Below are 18,263 nucleotides of genomic sequence, written 5' to 3'. Positions count from 1 at the left end.
TGCTGAAGGCCCCCTACGGCTTTACTGCTTACCGCACTGCGGGACCAGCTTTTTCTCTTCCTCCGAGAGGCTGGGACCAGGAGTGGGAGTTTTGGTCGGCTTGGTCTTGGCGGCATCGGACGTCTTGGCGCCACTGGATGTCTCGGCAGCGTCCGTACCCGGTGCCTGGCCCTCGTCGGCGCTGGCCTTCTCGGCGGCACGTCGTTCGGCGTTCTTCTTGCAGGCGGATGCCTGGAGAGCGAGTTCGCCGATCTTCTCCTGGGCGGCGGCCAGGTCGCCCTCGGCGATGGTCGCCTTGACCTGCTTGCGCTGGTAGGGCGGGAGGTACTTGAGTTCGATCTCGGGGTGGTCCTTCTCGACCTTCGAGAGCGAGACCCAGGCCAGGTCCTGGCTGATGCCGCGGAACAGCGCGACGTGTTCGTTCTTCGCGCCGACGTAGAACTGGTTCTGGGTCCAGCGGTAACCGCCGTAGAGACCGCCGCCGATGACGGCGAGCGCCAGCACGGAGTAGAGGGACCGCTTCAGCCACTTGCGGCCGCCGCCGGGCTTCACGAAGTCGTCGTCGGTGTACGCGTCGAAGGAGCCGTCGGGCATCCCGCCGTAGCCGCCGTCGACGCCGTCGCCGCTTCCGGGCGGGCCGAAGCCCCCCGCGGGCGGCGGTACGGGGCGGCCGAGGCCGGCTGCCCGTCCGGCGGGGGTCTGCATGGCGGCCGTGCTCTCGGCGGCGGACATCTGCGCGGCCTGGTTCTCGGCGACAGCGCCGACGATGACCGGGGTGTCGTTGAACTGCGCGGCCAGGGTGTCGTTGCTGTCGACATCGAGGACATCGGCGACGATGCAGGTGATGTTGTCGGGGCCGCCGCCGCGCAGGGCGAGCTGGATCAGCTCCTGGATGGTCTCCTGAGGGCCCTGGTAGCTGGCGAGCGTCTCTTCCATCGTCTGGTGGGAGACGACGCCGGACAGCCCGTCGGAGCAGATCAGGTAGCGGTCGCCGACCCGGACCTCGCGGATGGAGAGATCGGGTTCGACATGGTCGCCACTGCCCAGTGCACGCATCAGCAGGGCGCGCTGCGGGTGAGTGGTGGCCTCTTCCTCGGTGATCCGGCCCTCGTCGACCAGCCGCTGCACCCAGGTGTGGTCCTGGGTGATCTGGGTGAGCACGCCGTCGCGCAGCAGATATGCGCGGGAGTCGCCGACGTGGACGAGGCCGAGGCGCTGGCCGGTCCAGAGCAGGGCGGTGAGCGTGGTGCCCATGCCCTCCAGCTGGGGGTCCTCCTCGACCATCATGCGCAGTTGGTCGTTGGCCCGCTGGACCGCCGTACCGAGCGAGGTGAGGATGTCCGAGCCCGGGACATCGTCGTCGAGTTGGACGAGCGTGGAGATCACCTCGGAGCTGGCGACCTCGCCGGCTGCCTGGCCGCCCATGCCGTCGGCGATGGCGAGAAGGCGCGGGCCGGCGTAGCCGGAGTCCTCGTTGCCCTCCCGGATCATGCCCTTGTGCGATCCGGCGGCGAAGCGCAGGGAAAGACTCATGCGCACCTCGCCCGTCGGCTCGGGGTACAGCCGGTCTCGAGCCACACTGCCCACCCTCCGGTCGGGAGCCGGGCGGGGTCCGTTGCCCGGACCGCCGCGGCTCGCTCGCTCCGCTCGCTCATTGTCGTACTACTTCCGCAGCTCGATGACGGTCTTGCCGATCCGGATCGGCGCGCCCAGCGGAACAGGTGTCGGGGTGGTGAGTCGGGTCCGGTCGAGATACGTGCCGTTGGTGGACCCGAGATCCTCGACGATCCACTGGCCGTCACGGTCGGGGTAGATCCTGGCATGCCTGCTGGACGCGTAGTCGTCGTCCAGCACGATCGTTGAATCGTGCGCCCGGCCCAGCGTGATGGTCTGCCCCTGGAGCGCCACCGTGGTGCCGGCGAGGCTGCCTTCGGAGACGACCAGCTTTGTGGGTGCCCCCCGGCGCTGGCGCCCTGGTTGCTGGCGTTGCTGCGGCGGTGCCGCGGCATTCTGGCGTGCCTGTGGAGGTCGTGCGTCGTTCGCAGTGCGGCGTGAGCCGCGCTGCGTGACGCGCGTTCCGAACAGGTCGCTGCGGATGACCTGGACGGCCACGATCACGAACAGCCACAGAACAGCCAGGAAACCTAGCCGCATGACCGTCAGGGTCAGCTCTGACATTGCCCCCGCTTCACCCTTCGGCTTGCCGGTAAACGATGGTGGTGCTGCCCACGACGATTCGCGAGCCGTCGCGGAGCGTAGCGCGGGTGGTGTGCTGCCCGTCCACCACGATGCCGTTGGTGGACCCGAGATCCTGGATCGTCGAGGGCGTTCCGGTCCGGATCTCACAGTGCCGACGCGATACGCCGGGGTCGTCGATCCGCACGTCGGCGTCGGTGCTGCGTCCCAGCACCAGCGTCGGGCGGGAGATCTGATGGCGGGTGCCGTTGATCTCGATCCAGCGTCGCACCTGCGCGTTCGGCAGGGGGCTGGGCCCGGTCGGCGGGTGCCGGTCGGTGCTGGGTGCTCCGGGCCTTCCGGCACCCGGCGGCGGGGCCGGGGGCATGGGAGGGGCGGAGCTGGGCGGGTAGCCGTAGCCGCCGGTGGGTTGTGCGGACCGGCCCGGACCCGGGTAGGGAGGCTGGCCCTGCAGTCCTTGGTGGCCCTGGGGGTCCTGCTGTGACGAACTCGACGCCAGGGTGCGGCTGCGCACCCGGTAGAGCCCGGTGTCGAGGTCGTCGGCCTTCTCCAGGTGGACCTTGATGGGGCCCATGAAGGTGTACCGCTGCTGCTTGGCGTAGTCGCGGACCAGCCCGGAGAGTTCGTCGCCCAACTGGCCGGAGTACGGGCTGAGTCGCTCGTAGTCAGGGGTGCTGAGCTCGACGATGAAGTCGTTGGGGACGACGGTCCGTTCGCGGTTCCAGATCGTCGCGTTGTTGTCGCACTCGCGCTGGAGGGCTCCTGCGATCTCGACTGGCTGGACCTCGGACTTGAAGACCTTGGCGAAGGTGCCGTTGACCAGACCTTCGAGACGCTGCTCGAAACGCTTCATGACTCCCATGGGGCACCTCCTCCGTTGTAGTCGTCCCTGTACTGCTTACTGATCGTATCCACGCGTCGGGAAATCGGCTGGTTCCCCTTGTCTGCCCTGTGGATGAGTGTCACCTCTCACACGGATCGTAGAGGCGGCCTCCTCACAGTGTCCCGCACCTGGGGTGCACAGAGGAGGAGTGGGGGCGACCGCTCGGCGTTCCCGCTTCCCTTCAGTCGGTCGGTGAAACAACGGATGTGAATCCACCCTGTCCAGCGTGCTAATCTTCCGGATGTCGCCAGGGAATCGCACCAAACGGTGAGAGAGTCTCTGGAAACACCACTCTTGCGCGAGTGGCGGAACGGCAGACGCGCTGGCTTCAGGTGCCAGTGTCCTTAGGGACGTGGGGGTTCAAATCCCCCCTCGCGCACAAGAGAGAAGCCCCACAGGCCGAACGGTCTGTGGGGCTTCTTCGTTCCCGGATTCGTGTTTCACGTGAAACGTCTGATTCGAGGCGCCCTGCGGGACGGTGGGGCTTACGAGTCGTACGAGCTATACGTGGCGTATGGGGCTTGTGGGGCTGAGGGGTGACCGCCTTGTGGCGGCCGAGGGGGCCGATGGGGCTCGCGGACTCCGGGTTCCACGTGCGGCCGTCCGGGGCCCGGGGTCGGATCAGGCCGTCGGCGTCCGTGGGGCGGCCGTGATGGTGTTACCCGCCGAGTTGTAGCGCAGCAGGTATTCCGCGAACCGGGCGAGATCTTCCTCCGTCCAGTCCGCGAGGCGTTCCTGGTAGGCCGTGCGGCGACTGGCCTGCGTGGAGGCGAGGGCCTGGGTTCCGGCCGCGGTGGGGTGCAGCACCTGGATCCGGTGGTCGTCGGGGTCCGGGTGGCGCTCGACCAGTCCCAGTTTCTCCAGGGTGCCGATCTGTCGGCTGACTGTCGACTTGTCCAGCATGTAGTGCGCGGCCAGATCGGTCGCGCGGCAGCCGTGCCGGTCTTCGATGTGCGCCAGCAGCGTGTACGAGACCAGCGGGAGCTCCGGGTGGAGGCGGGCTGCCGCGGCCCGCGCGCGGCGCGCGAAGGCGGTCAGTTCCCGCTGGATGACGTCCAGCGACTCTTCGCGTTCCTGGGGGGTGCCTGGCACGGTTTTGCCTTCCGTCTCGCGGCTCTCGGGTTTCAGTTGTATAGTACAACGAGTTAGAGGTTGTAAAAGCCAACTATTGGAGTGTTCCGAATGTCCGCAGGCCCGAGTGCCGCCACCGGCTCCACCGCCGCCGCCCTCCGCCATGTGCTGGGCCATTTCGTCACGCCGCTGCTGATGTGCATCGGCATGGGGCTCGCCTACCTCGGGGCCTTTCACGCCCCGGAGCCGCACGATCTCCGGGTGGACGTGGTCGGGTCCGGGCCGAGCGCGCAGGTGCTCGCGCAGACACTGCAGGACAAGAGCGACGGGGCGCTGAGCGTGCGTACCGTTCCCGACCGTGCCGCGGCCGTGGACCATCTCAGGACACAGGAGAGTTACGGCGCCTACCTGCCGGGTAAGCACCCCGAGCTGCTCGTGGCCGGTGCGTCCTCCGACACCAGTGCCACGGTGGTCGAAAAGGTGTTCACCAAGGTTGCCGCCGAACAGGGCGACCCGCTGAAGGTGACGGACACGGCACCGACCGCGGACGGCGATCCGACCGGCCAGGGCATCTTCTTCCTGCTGGTCGCGGTGAGTATCGGCTCGTACGCCTCGGTCGCGGTCATCGGCGGCGCGGGCGCCGTGCTGGCGCTGCGGATCAGGGCCGCACTGGCTGTTGCCGCGTCGCTGGTGGTGAGCGTGATCGGAGTGGTGTTCGCGGGGCCGCTGTTCGGCCTGGTGGACCATGGGCTCGGCGGTCTGTGGGCGATGGCCTGGCTCTACGCCGCGGGCATCCTGCTGATCGGCGTCGGGCTGCACACCTTCCTCAAGCGCTGGACGACGCTCGGGCTGATGGTGCTGTTCGTGATGCTCAACTTCACCAGCTCCGGCGGCATCTTCCGGCCCGAACTGCAGCCCGGCTTCTTCGCTTCGCTGCACTCTTTCTGGAACGGCGCGGGCTTCGTCGAGGGCGTACGCAGCCATGTGTACTTCGGCGGACACGCGCTGGGTGGACATGTGCTGGTGCTCGCGCTCTGGTTCGTGGCGGGCCTGGCCCTGATGGGGCTGGCGGGGCTGTCGGAGTCGAGGCGGCGGAAGGCCGCGGTGGAGACGGCAGCGGCCGGCACCGACGCCGTCGCCGGTTCTGTCGAGGCCGGTGGAGCCCATGGGCCGAAGCACGCTGCCAGGACCGGGGGCGGAACCCGGACCGGGGCGGGCGCCGAGCCGCAGATCGAGGAGGAGATCGAGGAGGAGATGGAAGAGACCGTCGGTGTCTGACCAGGACGGATCGTTGTCCACAGGTCGCAAGGTGCGTTTTCCACAGGAGCAGACGGCATTCGGCCGACGGCGGTACCTTCGTCGCAATTGATCTGCGACAGGGCGTCGGGCCGGGAGCGCAGGGCGAGGGCGGGGGAGGCTGCGCGCCATGGGTGACATCGAAGCGACAGTGCCGGTTCAGCGGTCTGTGTCGGGTGATCCACGTATTCCGGTCGTGCCCGGATTCGCGCGGAGGGCGGCCGGGGCGGGCGGGGACGCGGCGCGGCCGTCGAGGAAGGCGGGCAAAGCGGTGCGGGAGCGGGTGCCCAGGGCCTCGCACGCGTTCCTGGACCTTCCGGCCGGGCGGCCCGACGCGGTGCGGGCGGTCGAGGAGTCGAGCCGGGGCAGAGTGTCCTCCCTCGCCCCGATCCGGGTGGGGCGGATGGCGGCCACCCCCTTTGCCTTTCTGCGTGGCTCGGCCGGGCTGATGGCCCATGATCTGGTGGGCACGCCGGTCAGCGGGGTGGGTGCCCAGCTCTGCGGCGATGCGCACGCGGCCAATTTCGGGCTGTACGGCGATGCGAGGGGCAGCCTGGTCATCGATCTGAACGACTTCGACGAGACCGTGTTCGGCCCGTGGGAGTGGGACCTCAAGCGTCTGGCCACCTCGCTGGTGCTTGCGGGGCGTGAGGCCGGGGCGGACGAGGAGACCTGCCGGCAGGGCGCGTACGACACGGTGGGCGCGTACCGGCGGACGATGCGGCTGCTGGCCAAACTGCCCGCGCTCGACGCCTGGAACGCCATCGCGGACGAGGAGTTGGTCTCGCACACGGACGCGCGGGATCTCCTCGGCACTCTGGAACGGGTCTCGGAGAAGGCCCGCAACAACACCAGCGCCCGCTTCGCGGCCAAGTCCACCGAGGATTCCGGGGACGGCGGACGCCGCTTCATCGACGCGCCGCCGGTGCTGCGACGGGTGCCGGACGTGGAGGCCGGGGCGGTTGCGGCGGGACTCGGCGACTACCTGGGCACGATCTCGGAGGACCGAGTTCCGCTCCTCGCCCGGTACGCGATCCACGACGTGGCGTTCCGGGTGGTCGGTACCGGGAGTGTCGGCACCCGGTCGTACGTGGTGCTTCTGCTCGATCACCGCGGTGAGCCCCTGGTGCTGCAGGTCAAGGAGGCGCGGCCCTCCGTGCTGGTGCCGTACTTGCCGGCTGTCGGCTTCGACGTGCCGGAGGTGGCGCACGAGGGGCGCCGGGTGGTGCTCGGGCAGAAGCGGATGCAGGTCGTCAGCGACATCCTGCTGGGCTGGGCGACGGTGGACGGACGCCCGTTCCAGGTACGGCAGTTCAGGAACCGCAAGGGCAGCGTGGATCCGGCGGCACTGGCGGCCGATCAGGTCGACGACTACGGCCGGATGACCGGTGCGCTGCTGGCACGCGCCCACGCGCACAGCGCGGATCCGCGACTGATCGCGGGCTACTGCGGCAAGAACGAGGAACTGGACGAGGCGGTGGCGGCGTTCGCGGTGACCTACGCGGACCGTACGGAGGCGGACCACGCGGAGTTGGTGCGGGCCATCGGTTCGGGGCGGATAGCCGCCGAACTGGGCGTCTGAGGGGCATCGGGCCGACCGTGCGTCCTCGGGACGTGGGCCGTGGCCATACGCTGGACGGGTGACCCACGAAGCCGCCGGGGTGCCGACCACCCGGAACGACGATGACCGGCAGGACAACGACCGGCAGCGCGAGCAGCATGCCCGGAACGAGCAGTACGGGCAGGGTGAGCCGCCAGAGCAGCACGGTCGGCCGGCCGGTGCCGGTACGGACACCGGCGCCGGTCCTGGGGCCGGTGACGAAGGTGGCTCCGGCACCGCCGCGGGCAGCGCCGGAGACGGGGCTCCCGACGAGGCGGCGGGCGGGGACGCCGGCGGGGGGACGGGTGGTCGTGCTGGGGGGGAGCGGCCCGAGGCCCGGCTCGCGAAGGCGGTTCGGGCGGCGGAGCAGGCGCTGATCGAGTTCGAGATCGCGGTGGAGACCTTCCGGGTCGAGGTCGAGAATTTCTCCCGGCTGCATCACCAGAAGCTCGGGCCCATGTACACCCGCCTCGACGAGCTGGACGCGCAGATCGCGGAGGCTCGGGCCGCCAGGACGGGCGATCCGGAGGACATCCGCAAGGCGCAGGAGGCCCGGGCGATCGTCATGCCGATGCCGGGTGTCGACGAGCTGTTTCACGACTGGATCGACTCCGACGGGCTGTCCCCCGAGGCCGCGGCGATGCTGACCGAGCAGCCGGTCCGGCCGCCCAAGCGGGTCCGGCCGACCGAGGAGGCGCGCAAGCTCTACCGCGACCTGGCACGCCAGGCCCACCCGGACCTGGCGCAGGACGAGACGGAACGGGCCCGCCGGGACGAGTTCATCGCCCGCGTGAACGCCGCGTACGGGCGGGGGGACGAGGCTCTCCTGATCGAGTTGGCGCAGGAATGGGCGGCGGGTCCGGTGGCTCCGGAGGCGGAGCTCAGCGAGAGCGAGGAGCTCTATGCCCGGCTGAACTGGCTGACCCAGCGCAAGGAACTTCTGACGGTGCTCGCCCAGGAGCTGGAGGAGAGCGCCATCGGGGCCATGCTGCGGATGGCGCCGGACGATCCGGACCGGCTGCTCGACGAGATCGCCGAGCAGCTGTTGGGCGAGGTCGCGCAGCGCGAGGCGGAGCTGGCGGGCATGGTGCAGTAGCGTTCCAGGTGACTCAGGAGCGTACGTACGAGAGAAGGCATGACCCATGAATTTCGCCCCGCTGCCCTCGGTGGATGTCGCGGCGGTGCCGTCGCACGGCTTTGTGCTGGACGTCCGGGAGGACAACGAGTGGGCGGCCGGGCATATCGAGGGCGCTCTGCACATCCCGATGAGTGACTTCGTGGCCCGCTTCGGTGAGCTGACCGAGGCCGCCGACGACGGCCGGCGTGTGCACGTGATGTGCCGCGTCGGTGGCCGGTCGGCCCAGGTCACCCAGTACCTGGTGCAGCAGGGTATCGACGCCGTGAACATCGACGGCGGGATGCTGGCCTGGGACGGCGCCGGACGCCCGATGGTCACGGACGACGGCAACCCGGCCTTCGTGCTCTGAGCCGGGGAGCCGCTCCGCCGGGGAGCTGGTTCGTGGTTGTGCGGCGGCTTGGCCGCTCGGTCGGTGCGCTTGCCGTTTGACCGGTGTCAGCCGAGGAGGTGTGTGGCCAGAAGGCTGCCCAGTGCCTCCTCGTGTGCCGCTGCCGGACCGAGGGACAACTCGATCTGCTTGGCCCAGGCGTGAAAGCGGTGCAGCGGATAGTCCGTGTCCGCTCCGAAACCGCCGTGCAGATGCTGTGCCGTCTGCACGACCCGGCGGACACCGTCCGAGGCCCAGATCTTCGCCACGGCGATGTCGCCCTCGGCAGGCAGCATCCCGTCGGCTCCGGTGGAGATCCGCCAGGCCGCCTGCCAGAGCGTCACTTCCATGGCCCGTAGGTCGATGTACCGGTCCGCGGCCTGTACCGCGACGGACTGGAAGGTCGCCACCGGGAAGCCGAACTGCTCGCGCTTGCCGGTGTATTCGCTCGTCATGGCGAGCACGGCCTCACCCAGGCCGAGTGCGAGTGCGCACGTTCCGGTGGTGAGGAGGGCGCGCAGCCACTCCCAGGCCCCGGCTCCGTCGATCAGCGCGCTGCCGTCGATCCGTACCGACTCCAGCCGGACCTCGGCGAACCGTTCACCGTTGGTGGAGACCTGCTCTGCCAGAGTGACGCCGTCCTGGGCGGGCTGGACCAGGGCGACCACCGCCCGGCCCTCGTCCGTGTGGGCCGGAATCGCGATCCAGTCCGCGGCCTGCGCCCACGGCACTGCCGACTGCGTCCCGTCGAGCACCCAGCCGGCAAGGTCTCCGGCACCGTCGTCGACGGCTGTGCCGGGGGCTTCGTCCGTCGGGACGATTCCTGCTGTCGCTTCCCGGCGGGCGGTGACGGCGAGTTCGGCCGGATCGTGGCCGGAACGGCCGTTGGCCCCGACGGTGAGGACCAGCTCCCCTCGACCGACCGGAGGCAGCAACTGGGCGGCCAGCCGCGGGTCTCCGTACCGCTGGAGCGCCATCGCGACCGCGCACGTCTCCAGCAACGGCACTCTCGCGAGCACCTTGGCTGACTCGCGCAACACCAGGCAGAGCGCGACGAGATCGAGCCCGGCCCCGCCGTGCTCCGGCGACAGCGTCAGGCTCAGCAGATCGCCCGCGGCAAGCCGGGCCCACAGCGGGCGGTCGATGTCCTCGGCCACCGCGCCCGGCACGAGAGCGGGGCTGGGAACCCCGTCCGGTGCGACTCCCGAGAAGACCGCTCGTGCTGCCTCCGTGGCCGCCTGCTGTTCCTCGGTGAAGGTGAAGTCCACTGTCCTGGCCTCCCGCTGACCGACTGTCCCTGTGCCCGAATGTGACGGGCCGTCAAGATAGAACAGGTTCTACGAGAAGGGAACAGGAGGAGGAGCGGGAGAAGCAGCAGGGGGATCAGGAGACAGGGAGAGGGGAGGGAGCGGTCAGCGGTCGAAGTCGAGCTCCACCTCCGGGGTGGCCGGATGCGACTGGCACGCCAGCACATATCCCGCATCTGTCTCTTCGGGCTCCAACGCGAAGTTGCGGTCCATCCGCACCTCGCCCGAGACCAGGAACGCCCGGCAGGTCCCGCACACCCCGCCCTTGCAGGCGTACGGTGCGTCGGCGCGGCTGCGCAGCACGGTCTCCAGCAGCGATTCCCCCTCCTCCACCGGCCAGGTGCCGGAACGGCCGTCCAGGGTGGCGGTGAGCCTGCTGTGAGCGGGTGTTTCGGCCCGGGGGCGGACGGATGTGCTCGGGCCGTCGTCCACATGGAAGATCTCCTGGTGGATGCGGGGCCGGTCGACGCCCAGGCCCCGCAGCGCCCGGTCCGCGGCCTGGATCAGTCCGAATGGCCCGCAGAGGTACCAGCCGTCCACCTCGGTCACCGGTAGCAGCGCGGGCAGCAGTTCGGTGAGACGGTCCCGGTCCAGCCGGCCGGAGGGGAGACCTGCCTGCTGCTCCTCCCGGGAGAGCACCGTGACCAGCTGGAACCGGTCCGGGTAGCGGTCCTTGAGGTCGGCGACCTCGTCCAGGAACATCGTCGAGAGCGCTGTCCGGTCGCTGCGGATCAGGCAGAAATGGGCATCGGGTGCCCGTGCCAGCAGCGTGGCCGCGATGGACAGGACCGGCGTGATTCCGCTGCCGCCTACGATCGCCGCGAAGTGTCCGGCGCGGGGCGCCAGCACGAAGCGGCCCATCGGAGGCATCGCCTCGACCAGGTCACCGACGGCGAGTTCCTTCAGGGCGTACGTGGAGAACACGCCGCCGTCGACGAGCCGAATGCCCACACGCAGTACCGGATCGTCCGGTTCCTCGGTGGCCGGGGAGCAGATCGAGTACGAGCGGCGGATCTCCTCGCCGTCGACCGTGTACCGCACATTGAGGTGCTGGCCGGGCTTGTGGCGGAAGGTCTCGCGCAACTCGGGCGGTACGGCGAGGGTGACGGCCACCGAATCGTCCGTGAGCCGTTCGATCGTGCGGACCCGGAGCGGATGGAACATCTACAACTCCTTGAAGTGGTCGAACGGTTCGCGGCATGTCACGCAGCGGCGCAGCGCCTTGCACGCGGTGGAGGAGAACCGGCTCAGCAGCTCCGTATCGGTCGATCCGCAGTGCGGGCAGCGCACCGAGAGCGTGAGTGGCACCGGACCGCCCGCGCCGGTCATGGCGTCGTGCGGGCGCGGGGGCGCTATGCCGAACTCGGCCAGCTTGCGCCGTCCTTCCGCGCTGATGTCGTCCGTGGACCAGGCCGGTGAGAGCACGGTGACCACGGAGACCTCCGGTATGCCGTGGTCGTGCAGCACCCGTTCGATGTCGGAGGACATCGCCTCGATCGCAGGGCAGCCGGTGTAGGTCGGGGTGAGACGCACGGTGACCTTGCCGGGGGCGAGAACATCCACACCCCGGAGTACCCCCAGCTCGTCCAGGGTCAGCACGGGCAGTTCGGGATCGGGTACGGAGCCTGCGAGGCGGTGCAGCTCCTTCTCCAGGACGGTCTCGGTCACCATGACGCCCCCGGGTGGCTGCGATGCAGATGCTGCATCTCGGCGATCATGCGGCCGAAGGGTTCGGTGTGGATGCCCTGGCGTCCCGCGCCCGCCGTCCACGCCCCGGACCGCGGACCGGTCGGCAGCGTCAGCGTGGCCCGCTCCAGCACCGCGGAAACGGACTCCAGCCAGCCGCTGTGCAGCGACTGCCAGTCGACCTCCACCCCCTCGACGGGCTCGAACAGCTCGCCGGTGAACCGCCACAGGGCATCCACGGCGCGCTGCATCCGGTCATGGCTCTCGTCCGTGCCGTCGCCGAGCCGCAGTGTCCAGTGCTCCGCGTGGTCCTGGTGGTACGCGACCTCCTTGACGGCCTTCGCCGCCAGGCCGGCGAACGCGTTCTCGCCCGATGCCAGCTGCTCGTACAGCAGCCGCTGGTAGGTGGAGAAGTAGAGCTGGCGGGCGATGGTGTGGGCGAAGTCGCCGTTGGGCTGCTCGACCAGCTGGACGTTGCGGAAGGCGCGTTCCTCGCGCAGATACGCCAGCTCGTCCTCGTCCCCGACCAGGGAGAGGAGTATCCGGGCCTGCCCCAGCAGGTCCAGGGCGATGTTGGCCAGGGCCACTTCTTCTTCCAGCACGGGCGCATGGCCCGCCCACTCCCCCAGCCGGTGCGAGAGCACCAGCGCGTCGTCGCCCAGGGCGAGGGCCGCGGTCACAGGTGCTTCACCCCTTCCGGGATCTCGTAGAACGTCGGATGCCGGTACGGCTTGTCGCCGGCCGGTTCGAAGAAGGAGTCCTTCTCGTCCGGCGAGGACGCCGTGACCTGTGCGGACGGGACCACCCAGATGGAGACGCCCTCGGAACGGCGCGTGTACAGATCGCGCGCGTTGCGCAGGGCCATCTCGGCGTCCGGGGCGTGCAGGCTGCCCGCGTGGGTGTGGGAAAGACCGCGGCGCGAACGCACGAACACCTCCCACAGTGGCCATTCGGTCGAGCTGCTCATGCTGTCGCCTCCCCGTTCCCCGCTGCTGTGTGTGGTGCTGCGTGCGCTTGTGCTGCTGTGCGTTTCCCGGCGTGGGCAGCCGCCGCGTCCCGGACCCAGGCGCCCTCCTCGTGTGCTCGGCGGCGCTGGGTGAGGCGCTGTTCGTTGCACGGGCCGTTGCCCTTGAGGACCTCCTGGAACTCCTTCCAGTCGATCACCCCGAAGTCGTGCTGTCCGCGCTCCTCGTTCCACCGGAGGTCCGGGTCCGGGAGGGTGAGACCCAGCGCCTCGGCCTGCGGGACGCAGATGTCCACGAAGCGCTGCCGCAGCTCGTCGTTGGAGTGGCGCTTGATCTTCCAGGCCATCGACTGCGCCGAGTGGGCCGATGCGTCGTCCGGCGGGCCGAACATCATCAGGGACGGCCACCACCAGCGGTTCACCGCGTCCTGCGCCATTTCGTGCTGCGCCGGGGTGCCGCGGCTGAGAGCGAGCAGCAGCTCGTACCCCTGGCGCTGGTGGAAGGACTCCTCCTTGCAGATGCGGACCATCGCTCGGGCGTACGGGCCGTAGGAGCAGCGGCACAGCGGCACCTGGTTGGTGATCGCGGCGCCGTCCACGAGCCAGCCGATCGCGCCGACGTCCGCCCAGGTCAGCGTCGGGTAGTTGAAGATCGATGAATACCTCTGGCGGCCCGCGTGAAGCTTGTCGAGCAGCTCCTCGCGGCCGGTGCCGAGGGTCTCTGCCGCGCTGTACAGGTAGAGCCCGTGGCCTGCCTCGTCCTGCACCTTGGCCATCAGGATCGCCTTGCGTCGCAGCGAGGGCGCCCGCGAGATCCAGTTGGCCTCCGGCTGCATGCCGATGATTTCGGAGTGGGCGTGCTGGGCCATTTGCCTGACCAGCGAGGCGCGGTACGCATCGGGCATCCAGTCGCGTGGCTCGATGCGCTCGTCCGCTGCCACCGCGGCGTCGAATGCCGCCTCCAGGGCCTCGTCCGCCCCTTCGAGCCTGTCCGCTCCCGCCTGCGCTGTCTGGTCCGCAGTCACTGCCGCCATCCCGGGCTCCCTACCGACCGATCGTTCGGTTCAATGTCTTCAATGGTGAGTCGGCGGCCCGTAGGGTGTCAACCCTGTGGATAACTGACCGGGGATCGACGGGGATCGGGGCGGGATGGATTCGTACGACGACAGGGGCGCCGAAAGCGGGAACGGGGCTGCCGAGCCGGGGCCGGATCAGCAGGAAGAAATATCTTCCGGCGCTGGTCAGGGGCCTGAATCAAGTCCGCGTGGCGGGATGGCCGCCCTGTCGCTTCCGTACCAGATCGTGGCCGCGGTCGCGCTGTCCGTCATCGGGCTGGTCGCCTGTGGACAGCTGGCCATGGTGTTTCTGCACGTCGCCCCCTCCAACACCATGAGCAAGCAGCACGGCGAAGCGGTCGACGAGTGGATCTATCCCGAGTTCGAGCAGAACTGGAAGCTCTTCGCCCCGAACCCGCTTCAGCAGAACATCGCCATTCACGTACGAGCCGAGATAGCCGGCGCCGACGGGCGCCGCACCACCTCCTGGATGAGCCTTTCCGGCGAGGACGGCAAGGCGATACGCGGCAGTCTTCTCCCCAGCCACGTCCATCAGAACGAACTCCGACGCGGCTGGGACTTCTACCTCAGTTCCCACGACAACGAGAACCGGGCCAATGGCCTTCGCGGTCAGCTCTCCGAGCGCTACATCCGCCGCATCGTGATGCTGCGCCTCGGCGAACACGACTACGGCGGCACCGTCGAGCGCATCCAGGTCCGTTCCGAGGTGCGGTCCGTCGGGGCGCCCGCATGGAGCGAGGAGAAGATCAGTACGAGGCCGTCCTACCGGGTACTGCCGTGGTGGACGGTAACTGACGCAGACCTTCCCAAGAGCGCCAAGGGGGCGGACAAGTGAGTACGTTCGCCGTCGACCGCAAGATCGACCACAAGATCGCCCGCGGTATCCAGCGCGTCACCTCCACGTCCTTCGGCCAGTATCAGAGTGCCGTCATCCGGATCGGCTTCTCGGCCACCTATCTGTTCTTCCTGCTGCGCGAACTGCCGCACCGCCACGAGATGTACGGACCCGACGCCCCGTGGCGCTGGGACATGGCGCAGCAGCTCATATCCGGCAATCAGGCATTCACCGCACTCATGTGGTCGGACAGTACGGTCTGGTTCGAGATCGTGTACGCGGTCGCGCTGGTCTCCGCGGCGCTGCTGATGGTCGGCTGGCACACCCGCGCCATGTCGGTCCTCTTCATGGCCGGGGTGCTCTCCCTGCAGAACCGCAGCATCTTCATGGGCGACGGCGGCGACAACGTCATCCATCTCATGGCGATCTATCTGATGCTCACGCGCTGCGGGCGGGTCTGGTCGTTGGACGCCCGGCGTGCGGCGCGGCAGGCGCGTGCGGGAGCGGACGATCCTCGGCGCCCGGTGCGGGGGAATGTGGCCGGTATGGTCCTCTGGGTGGTGCTCGGCCTCGTTCTGATCGTGGCCGGCATGACCGATGGGCTCGGCGGCACCTGGTGGCTGCCGACTCTTCTCTGGGTCCTTTGGGTCGGCGAGGGCGCCTGGTGGGCTGTGAACCGTTACGCACCGCACAGCGAATCGCGCGCCCTGCTCGATGTCGTCGCCAACCTCGCCCACAATGCGACCCTCGTCGTGATCATGGCCGAGGTCTGTCTGATCTACGCCACTGCGGGGTGGTACAAGATCCAGGGTTCGCGGTGGCAGGACGGTACGGCGCTGTACTACCCGCTCAAGCTCGACTACTTCACGCCCTGGCCCGGACTGTCGGACATCCTCGCCTCCAGCGGTGTGATGGTGATGTTGCTTACGTACGGCACGGTCATCGTTCAGGTCGCGTTTCCCTTCACCCTGTTCAACCGGCGGGTCAAGAACGTTCTGCTCGTCGCCATGATGTGTGAGCACGCCGGCATCGCCCTGCTGCTCGGGCTGCCTTTCTTCTCCATGGCGATGATCGCCGCCGACTCCGTCTTCCTGCCGACCGTCTTCCTGGTGTGGCTCGGCGGCCGGGTAACCCTCGCCCGGGAGCGGCTGCTCCCGGGCAGGGCCGAGGTCCCCGGGCAGCGGCGTGGCGCCGATGACGAGGAGGCCCCGCAGCACAGCGGCGGCGGGGGTCATACGCTCGTCGGGTGAGCAGTAGCGAGAGTGGCAGCACGGGCCGCGCGGGCAGTAGCGGCGGCGAATCGTTGAACAAGGAGGCCGTCGGATTCGAGGCGCCCCTCGCATCCGTAGCGGGGACGGAGCCCGGTCTGCCGGAGGAGCCCGGTGCCTCGGCGGAACCGATGCAGTACGACGACGGGTTCGGGACGGAGATCGGCGTCGGACCCCACCCGCTGCCGTGGCCCGTGGACGAGCGGTACGACCCCGAGCTGCTCGCCCACGGCGACCGGCGCAACGTGGGCGATGGCTACCGGTACTGGACTCGGGAGGCGATCGTCGCCGATCTGGATCTACGGCGGCACGACTTCCATGTCGCGGTCGAGAACTGGGGCCACGACTTCAACATCGGCTCCGTGGTGCGCACGGCGAACGCCTTTCTCGCCAAGGAGATCCATATCGTGGGGCGGCGGCGCTGGAACCGGCGCGGTGCGATGGTCACCGACCGCTACCAGCATGTGCGGCATCACCCCGACACCGAGTCGCTGACCGCGTGGGCCGAGGCCGAGGGTCTGCCGATCATCGGGATCGACAATCTGCCGGGAGCGGTGCCGCTGGAGCGGACCGAGCTGCCGCGGCGCTGCGTACTGCTCTTCGGGCAGGAAGGTCCCGGACTCACCGAGGAGGCCCGTAAGCGTGCGGCGATGGTGTGCTCCATCGCGCAGTTCGGGTCGACGCGGTCGATCAACGCGGGGGCCGCGGCCGCCATTGCCATGCACGCGTGGGTGCAGAGGTACGCGGAGATTCCCGAGGCGGGGAACTAGACGGTCCGGTCTGGTCCGGGTTGGGGGCGGGGCTCCGCCCCCAACCCTCGCCGGGTCATGCCTGGCGGCGGACTTCCACCATCCGGAAGCGGTTGGATACGAAGGCTCCGTCGCACAGCGCCGCGTTCGCTGCCGGGTTGCCGCCCGAGCCGTGGAAGTCGGAGAAGGCCGCGGTCTGGTTGACGTACACCCCGCCGGTCAGATTCAGCGACAACTGGGCCGATTCGTCCAGGCAGACGTCTTCCACCGAGCGTTCCACCTCCGGTGAGGTGGTGTACGCGCCGACCGTCATTGCGCCCTGGTCGCGCACCGTGCGGCGGAGCAGCTCAACGGCGTCGGCCGTCGAGTCGACCGCTACCGCGAAGGCGACCGGGCCGAAGCACTCCGACAGGAAGTGCTCCTCGTCGTCCGGCTTGGTGGCGTCCAGCTTGACGACGGTGGGGGTGCGGACCACGGCGTCGGGGAATTCCGGGTTGGCCACCTCGCGGGACGGCAGGGCGACCTCGCCCAGATCCGCGGCTGCTTCCAGGCGGGCCTTCACGTCGGGGTTGACCAGGGCGCCGAGCAGCGCGTTCGCCCGGGTGTCGTCGCCCAGCAGGCCGGTGACGGCAGCGGCGATGTCGGCGACCACTTCCTCGTACGTCTTCTCGCCGGCGTCGGTGGTGATGCCGTCCCGGGGGATCAGCAGGTTCTGCGGGGTCGTGCACATCTGGCCGCTGTACAGGGAGAGGGAGAACGCCAGGTTCGACAGCATGCCGCGGTAGTCGTCCGTGGAGTCGAGGACGATCGTGTTGACGCCGGCCTTCTCCGTGTAGACCTGGGCCTGGCGGGCGTTGGTCTCCAGCCAGTCGCCGAAGGCGGTGGACCCGGTGTAGTCGATGATCTTGATTTCGGGGCGGAGGGCAAGCGTCTTCGCGATGCCTTCGCCCGGTCGCTCGGCGGCCAGGGCGACCAGGTTGGGATCGAAGCCAGCCTCGGCGAGCACCTCGCGGGCCAGCTGCACCGTGAGCGCGAGCGGAAGCACGGCGCGTGGGTGCGGTTTGACCAGGACGGGATTGCCGGTGGCCAGGGAGGCGAAGAGGCCGGGGTAGCCGTTCCACGTGGGGAAGGTGTTGCAGCCGATCAGCAGCGAGATGCCGCGTGGCGCCGCGGTGAACGACTTCTGCAGCTGGAGCGGGTCGCGCTTGCCCTGCGGCTTGGACCAGTCGGCGCTCCGCGGGGTGCGGATCTGCTCCTCGTACGCGTACGCCACCGCCTCCAGGCCACGGTCCTGGGCGTGCGGGCCGCCCGCCTGGAACGCCATCATGAAGGCCTGGCCGCTGGTGTGCATCACGGCGTGACCGAACTCGTGGGTCCTGGCGCTGATCCGCGCGAGGATCTCCAGACAGACCAGGGCCCTGGTCTCGGGGCCCGCCGCACGCCAGGCGGGCATGCCCGCACGCATCGCCGGAAGCAGGACGTCCAGGTCGGCGTGCGGATATTCGACGCCGAGCTCCGGCCCGTACGGAGAGATCTCCCCGCCCGTCCAGCCGTCGGTGCCGGGCTGGCCGAGGTCGAGCCGGGTGTTCAGCACGGCGTCGAAGGCGGCCTTGCCCTCGGCGGCGCTCAGGCTGCTGGTGGCGCCGCCCTCGCCGTATGCCTTCGGATGCTCGGGGTGCGGGGACCAGTAGGCACGCGTACGGATCGCGTCGAGGGCCTGGTCGAGCGTGGGGCGGTGCTTCTCGGACAGCAGGTGCGGGGAGAGCTCGGCGGCCATGACGGACCAACTCCTCATCGAGCTGGGCAGGGACGGGCGGACAGAGTTAG

The 18,263-nt window shown here is 69.3% G+C and carries 18 protein-coding genes and 1 tRNA gene; 8 read left to right on the top strand and 11 right to left on the bottom strand.

Annotation, left to right across the window (positions count from 1 at the left end):
• Window positions 1-21 precede the first annotated feature (21 nt).
• From ACFVX4_RS06145 to ACFVX4_RS06135, 3 genes are all read right to left on the bottom strand, one after another.
• The gene (locus tag ACFVX4_RS06145) at window positions 22-1,533 is read right to left on the bottom strand and encodes a Stp1/IreP family PP2C-type Ser/Thr phosphatase (protein ID WP_389972434.1); all 1,512 of its coding nucleotides are present in this window, start codon (window positions 1,531-1,533) and stop codon (window positions 22-24) included.
• A gap of 129 nt (window positions 1,534-1,662) precedes the next feature.
• On the bottom strand, window positions 1,663-2,178 hold the full coding sequence (locus ACFVX4_RS06140) for an FHA domain-containing protein (protein WP_389972432.1): 516 nt from the start codon (window positions 2,176-2,178) through the stop codon (window positions 1,663-1,665).
• 10 nt (window positions 2,179-2,188) lie between these two features.
• Entirely contained in the window at window positions 2,189-3,058 is an 870-nt protein-coding gene (locus tag ACFVX4_RS06135; protein ID WP_389972430.1) for an FhaA domain-containing protein, read from the bottom strand.
• Between the two features lie 317 nt (window positions 3,059-3,375).
• Between ACFVX4_RS06135 and ACFVX4_RS06130 the strand changes: the two genes are divergently transcribed.
• Window positions 3,376-3,458, top strand: a tRNA-Leu gene (locus ACFVX4_RS06130).
• Window positions 3,459-3,700: 242 nt separating this feature from the next.
• Here ACFVX4_RS06130 and ACFVX4_RS06125 read toward each other — a convergent pair.
• On the bottom strand, window positions 3,701-4,171 hold the full coding sequence (locus ACFVX4_RS06125) for a MarR family winged helix-turn-helix transcriptional regulator (RefSeq protein ID WP_389972428.1): 471 nt from the start codon (window positions 4,169-4,171) through the stop codon (window positions 3,701-3,703).
• Between the two features lie 90 nt (window positions 4,172-4,261).
• Here ACFVX4_RS06125 and ACFVX4_RS06120 point away from each other — a divergent pair, with 90 nt between their 5' ends.
• The 4 genes from ACFVX4_RS06120 to ACFVX4_RS06105 all read left to right on the top strand — a co-directional run bounded on the left by ACFVX4_RS06120 (window position 4,262) and on the right by ACFVX4_RS06105 (window position 8,533).
• Window positions 4,262-5,428, top strand: a complete 1,167-nt coding sequence (locus tag ACFVX4_RS06120; protein ID WP_389972426.1) for a hypothetical protein — start codon at window positions 4,262-4,264, stop codon at window positions 5,426-5,428.
• A 148-nt stretch (window positions 5,429-5,576) separates the two neighbouring features.
• Window positions 5,577-7,028 carry a DUF2252 domain-containing protein gene (locus ACFVX4_RS06115; protein WP_389972424.1) on the top strand — a complete coding sequence of 484 codons (1,452 nt, stop codon included), beginning with the start codon at window positions 5,577-5,579 and terminating at the stop codon, window positions 7,026-7,028.
• Window positions 7,029-7,086: 58 nt separating this feature from the next.
• On the top strand, window positions 7,087-8,142 hold the full coding sequence (locus ACFVX4_RS06110) for a J domain-containing protein (protein ID WP_389972422.1): 1,056 nt from the start codon (window positions 7,087-7,089) through the stop codon (window positions 8,140-8,142).
• A gap of 46 nt (window positions 8,143-8,188) precedes the next feature.
• Entirely contained in the window at window positions 8,189-8,533 is a 345-nt protein-coding gene (locus tag ACFVX4_RS06105) for a rhodanese-like domain-containing protein (RefSeq protein WP_389972420.1), read from the top strand.
• Between the two features lie 86 nt (window positions 8,534-8,619).
• Here the strand turns inward: ACFVX4_RS06105 and ACFVX4_RS06100 are convergent, their stop codons facing one another.
• The 6 genes from ACFVX4_RS06100 to paaA all read right to left on the bottom strand — a co-directional run bounded on the left by ACFVX4_RS06100 (window position 8,620) and on the right by paaA (window position 13,542).
• The gene (locus tag ACFVX4_RS06100; RefSeq protein ID WP_389972418.1) at window positions 8,620-9,819 is read right to left on the bottom strand and encodes an acyl-CoA dehydrogenase family protein; all 1,200 of its coding nucleotides are present in this window, start codon (window positions 9,817-9,819) and stop codon (window positions 8,620-8,622) included.
• A gap of 144 nt (window positions 9,820-9,963) precedes the next feature.
• Window positions 9,964-11,022, bottom strand: a complete 1,059-nt coding sequence (locus tag ACFVX4_RS06095; RefSeq protein WP_389972416.1) for a 2Fe-2S iron-sulfur cluster-binding protein — start codon at window positions 11,020-11,022, stop codon at window positions 9,964-9,966.
• A complete protein-coding gene (paaD, locus tag ACFVX4_RS06090) occupies window positions 11,023-11,529 on the bottom strand; it encodes a 1,2-phenylacetyl-CoA epoxidase subunit PaaD (RefSeq protein ID WP_389972414.1) in 507 nt (168 codons plus the stop codon).
• Entirely contained in the window at window positions 11,523-12,224 is a 702-nt protein-coding gene (paaC, locus tag ACFVX4_RS06085; RefSeq protein ID WP_389972412.1) for a 1,2-phenylacetyl-CoA epoxidase subunit PaaC, read from the bottom strand. The genes paaD and paaC overlap by 7 nt, the downstream gene beginning before the upstream one ends.
• Window positions 12,221-12,511: a 1,2-phenylacetyl-CoA epoxidase subunit PaaB gene (gene paaB, locus ACFVX4_RS06080; RefSeq protein ID WP_093548044.1), complete on the bottom strand. Its 291-nt coding sequence runs from the start codon at window positions 12,509-12,511 to the stop codon at window positions 12,221-12,223. The genes paaC and paaB overlap by 4 nt, the downstream gene beginning before the upstream one ends.
• Window positions 12,508-13,542, bottom strand: coding sequence for a 1,2-phenylacetyl-CoA epoxidase subunit PaaA (gene paaA / locus ACFVX4_RS06075; RefSeq protein ID WP_389972410.1), 1,035 nt, complete (start codon window positions 13,540-13,542; stop codon window positions 12,508-12,510). The genes paaB and paaA overlap by 4 nt, the downstream gene beginning before the upstream one ends.
• A gap of 115 nt (window positions 13,543-13,657) precedes the next feature.
• Here paaA and ACFVX4_RS06070 point away from each other — a divergent pair, with 115 nt between their 5' ends.
• The 3 genes from ACFVX4_RS06070 to ACFVX4_RS06060 all read left to right on the top strand — a co-directional run bounded on the left by ACFVX4_RS06070 (window position 13,658) and on the right by ACFVX4_RS06060 (window position 16,457).
• Window positions 13,658-14,419, top strand: coding sequence for a DUF5819 family protein (locus tag ACFVX4_RS06070; RefSeq protein ID WP_389972408.1), 762 nt, complete (start codon window positions 13,658-13,660; stop codon window positions 14,417-14,419).
• Window positions 14,416-15,669 (top strand): HTTM domain-containing protein, encoded by a 1,254-nt coding sequence (locus tag ACFVX4_RS06065; protein ID WP_389972406.1) that lies wholly within the window; start codon window positions 14,416-14,418, stop codon window positions 15,667-15,669. The genes ACFVX4_RS06070 and ACFVX4_RS06065 overlap by 4 nt, the downstream gene beginning before the upstream one ends.
• A gap of 149 nt (window positions 15,670-15,818) precedes the next feature.
• Window positions 15,819-16,457 (top strand): TrmH family RNA methyltransferase, encoded by a 639-nt coding sequence (locus ACFVX4_RS06060; RefSeq protein WP_389972919.1) that lies wholly within the window; start codon window positions 15,819-15,821, stop codon window positions 16,455-16,457.
• Between the two features lie 55 nt (window positions 16,458-16,512).
• Here the strand turns inward: ACFVX4_RS06060 and paaN are convergent, their stop codons facing one another.
• Window positions 16,513-18,213, bottom strand: coding sequence for a phenylacetic acid degradation protein PaaN (gene paaN, locus ACFVX4_RS06055; protein ID WP_389972404.1), 1,701 nt, complete (start codon window positions 18,211-18,213; stop codon window positions 16,513-16,515).
• Window positions 18,214-18,263: the final 50 nt, after the last annotated feature.

Origin of the sequence: Streptomyces sp. NPDC058240 (assembly GCF_042882135.1) — a bacterium.
In the GTDB taxonomy this organism is placed as follows: domain Bacteria; phylum Actinomycetota; class Actinomycetes; order Streptomycetales; family Streptomycetaceae; genus Streptomyces.
The sequence above is the reverse complement of the archived record's forward strand: the minus strand, read 5'-3'. Positions and strand labels throughout refer to the sequence as shown.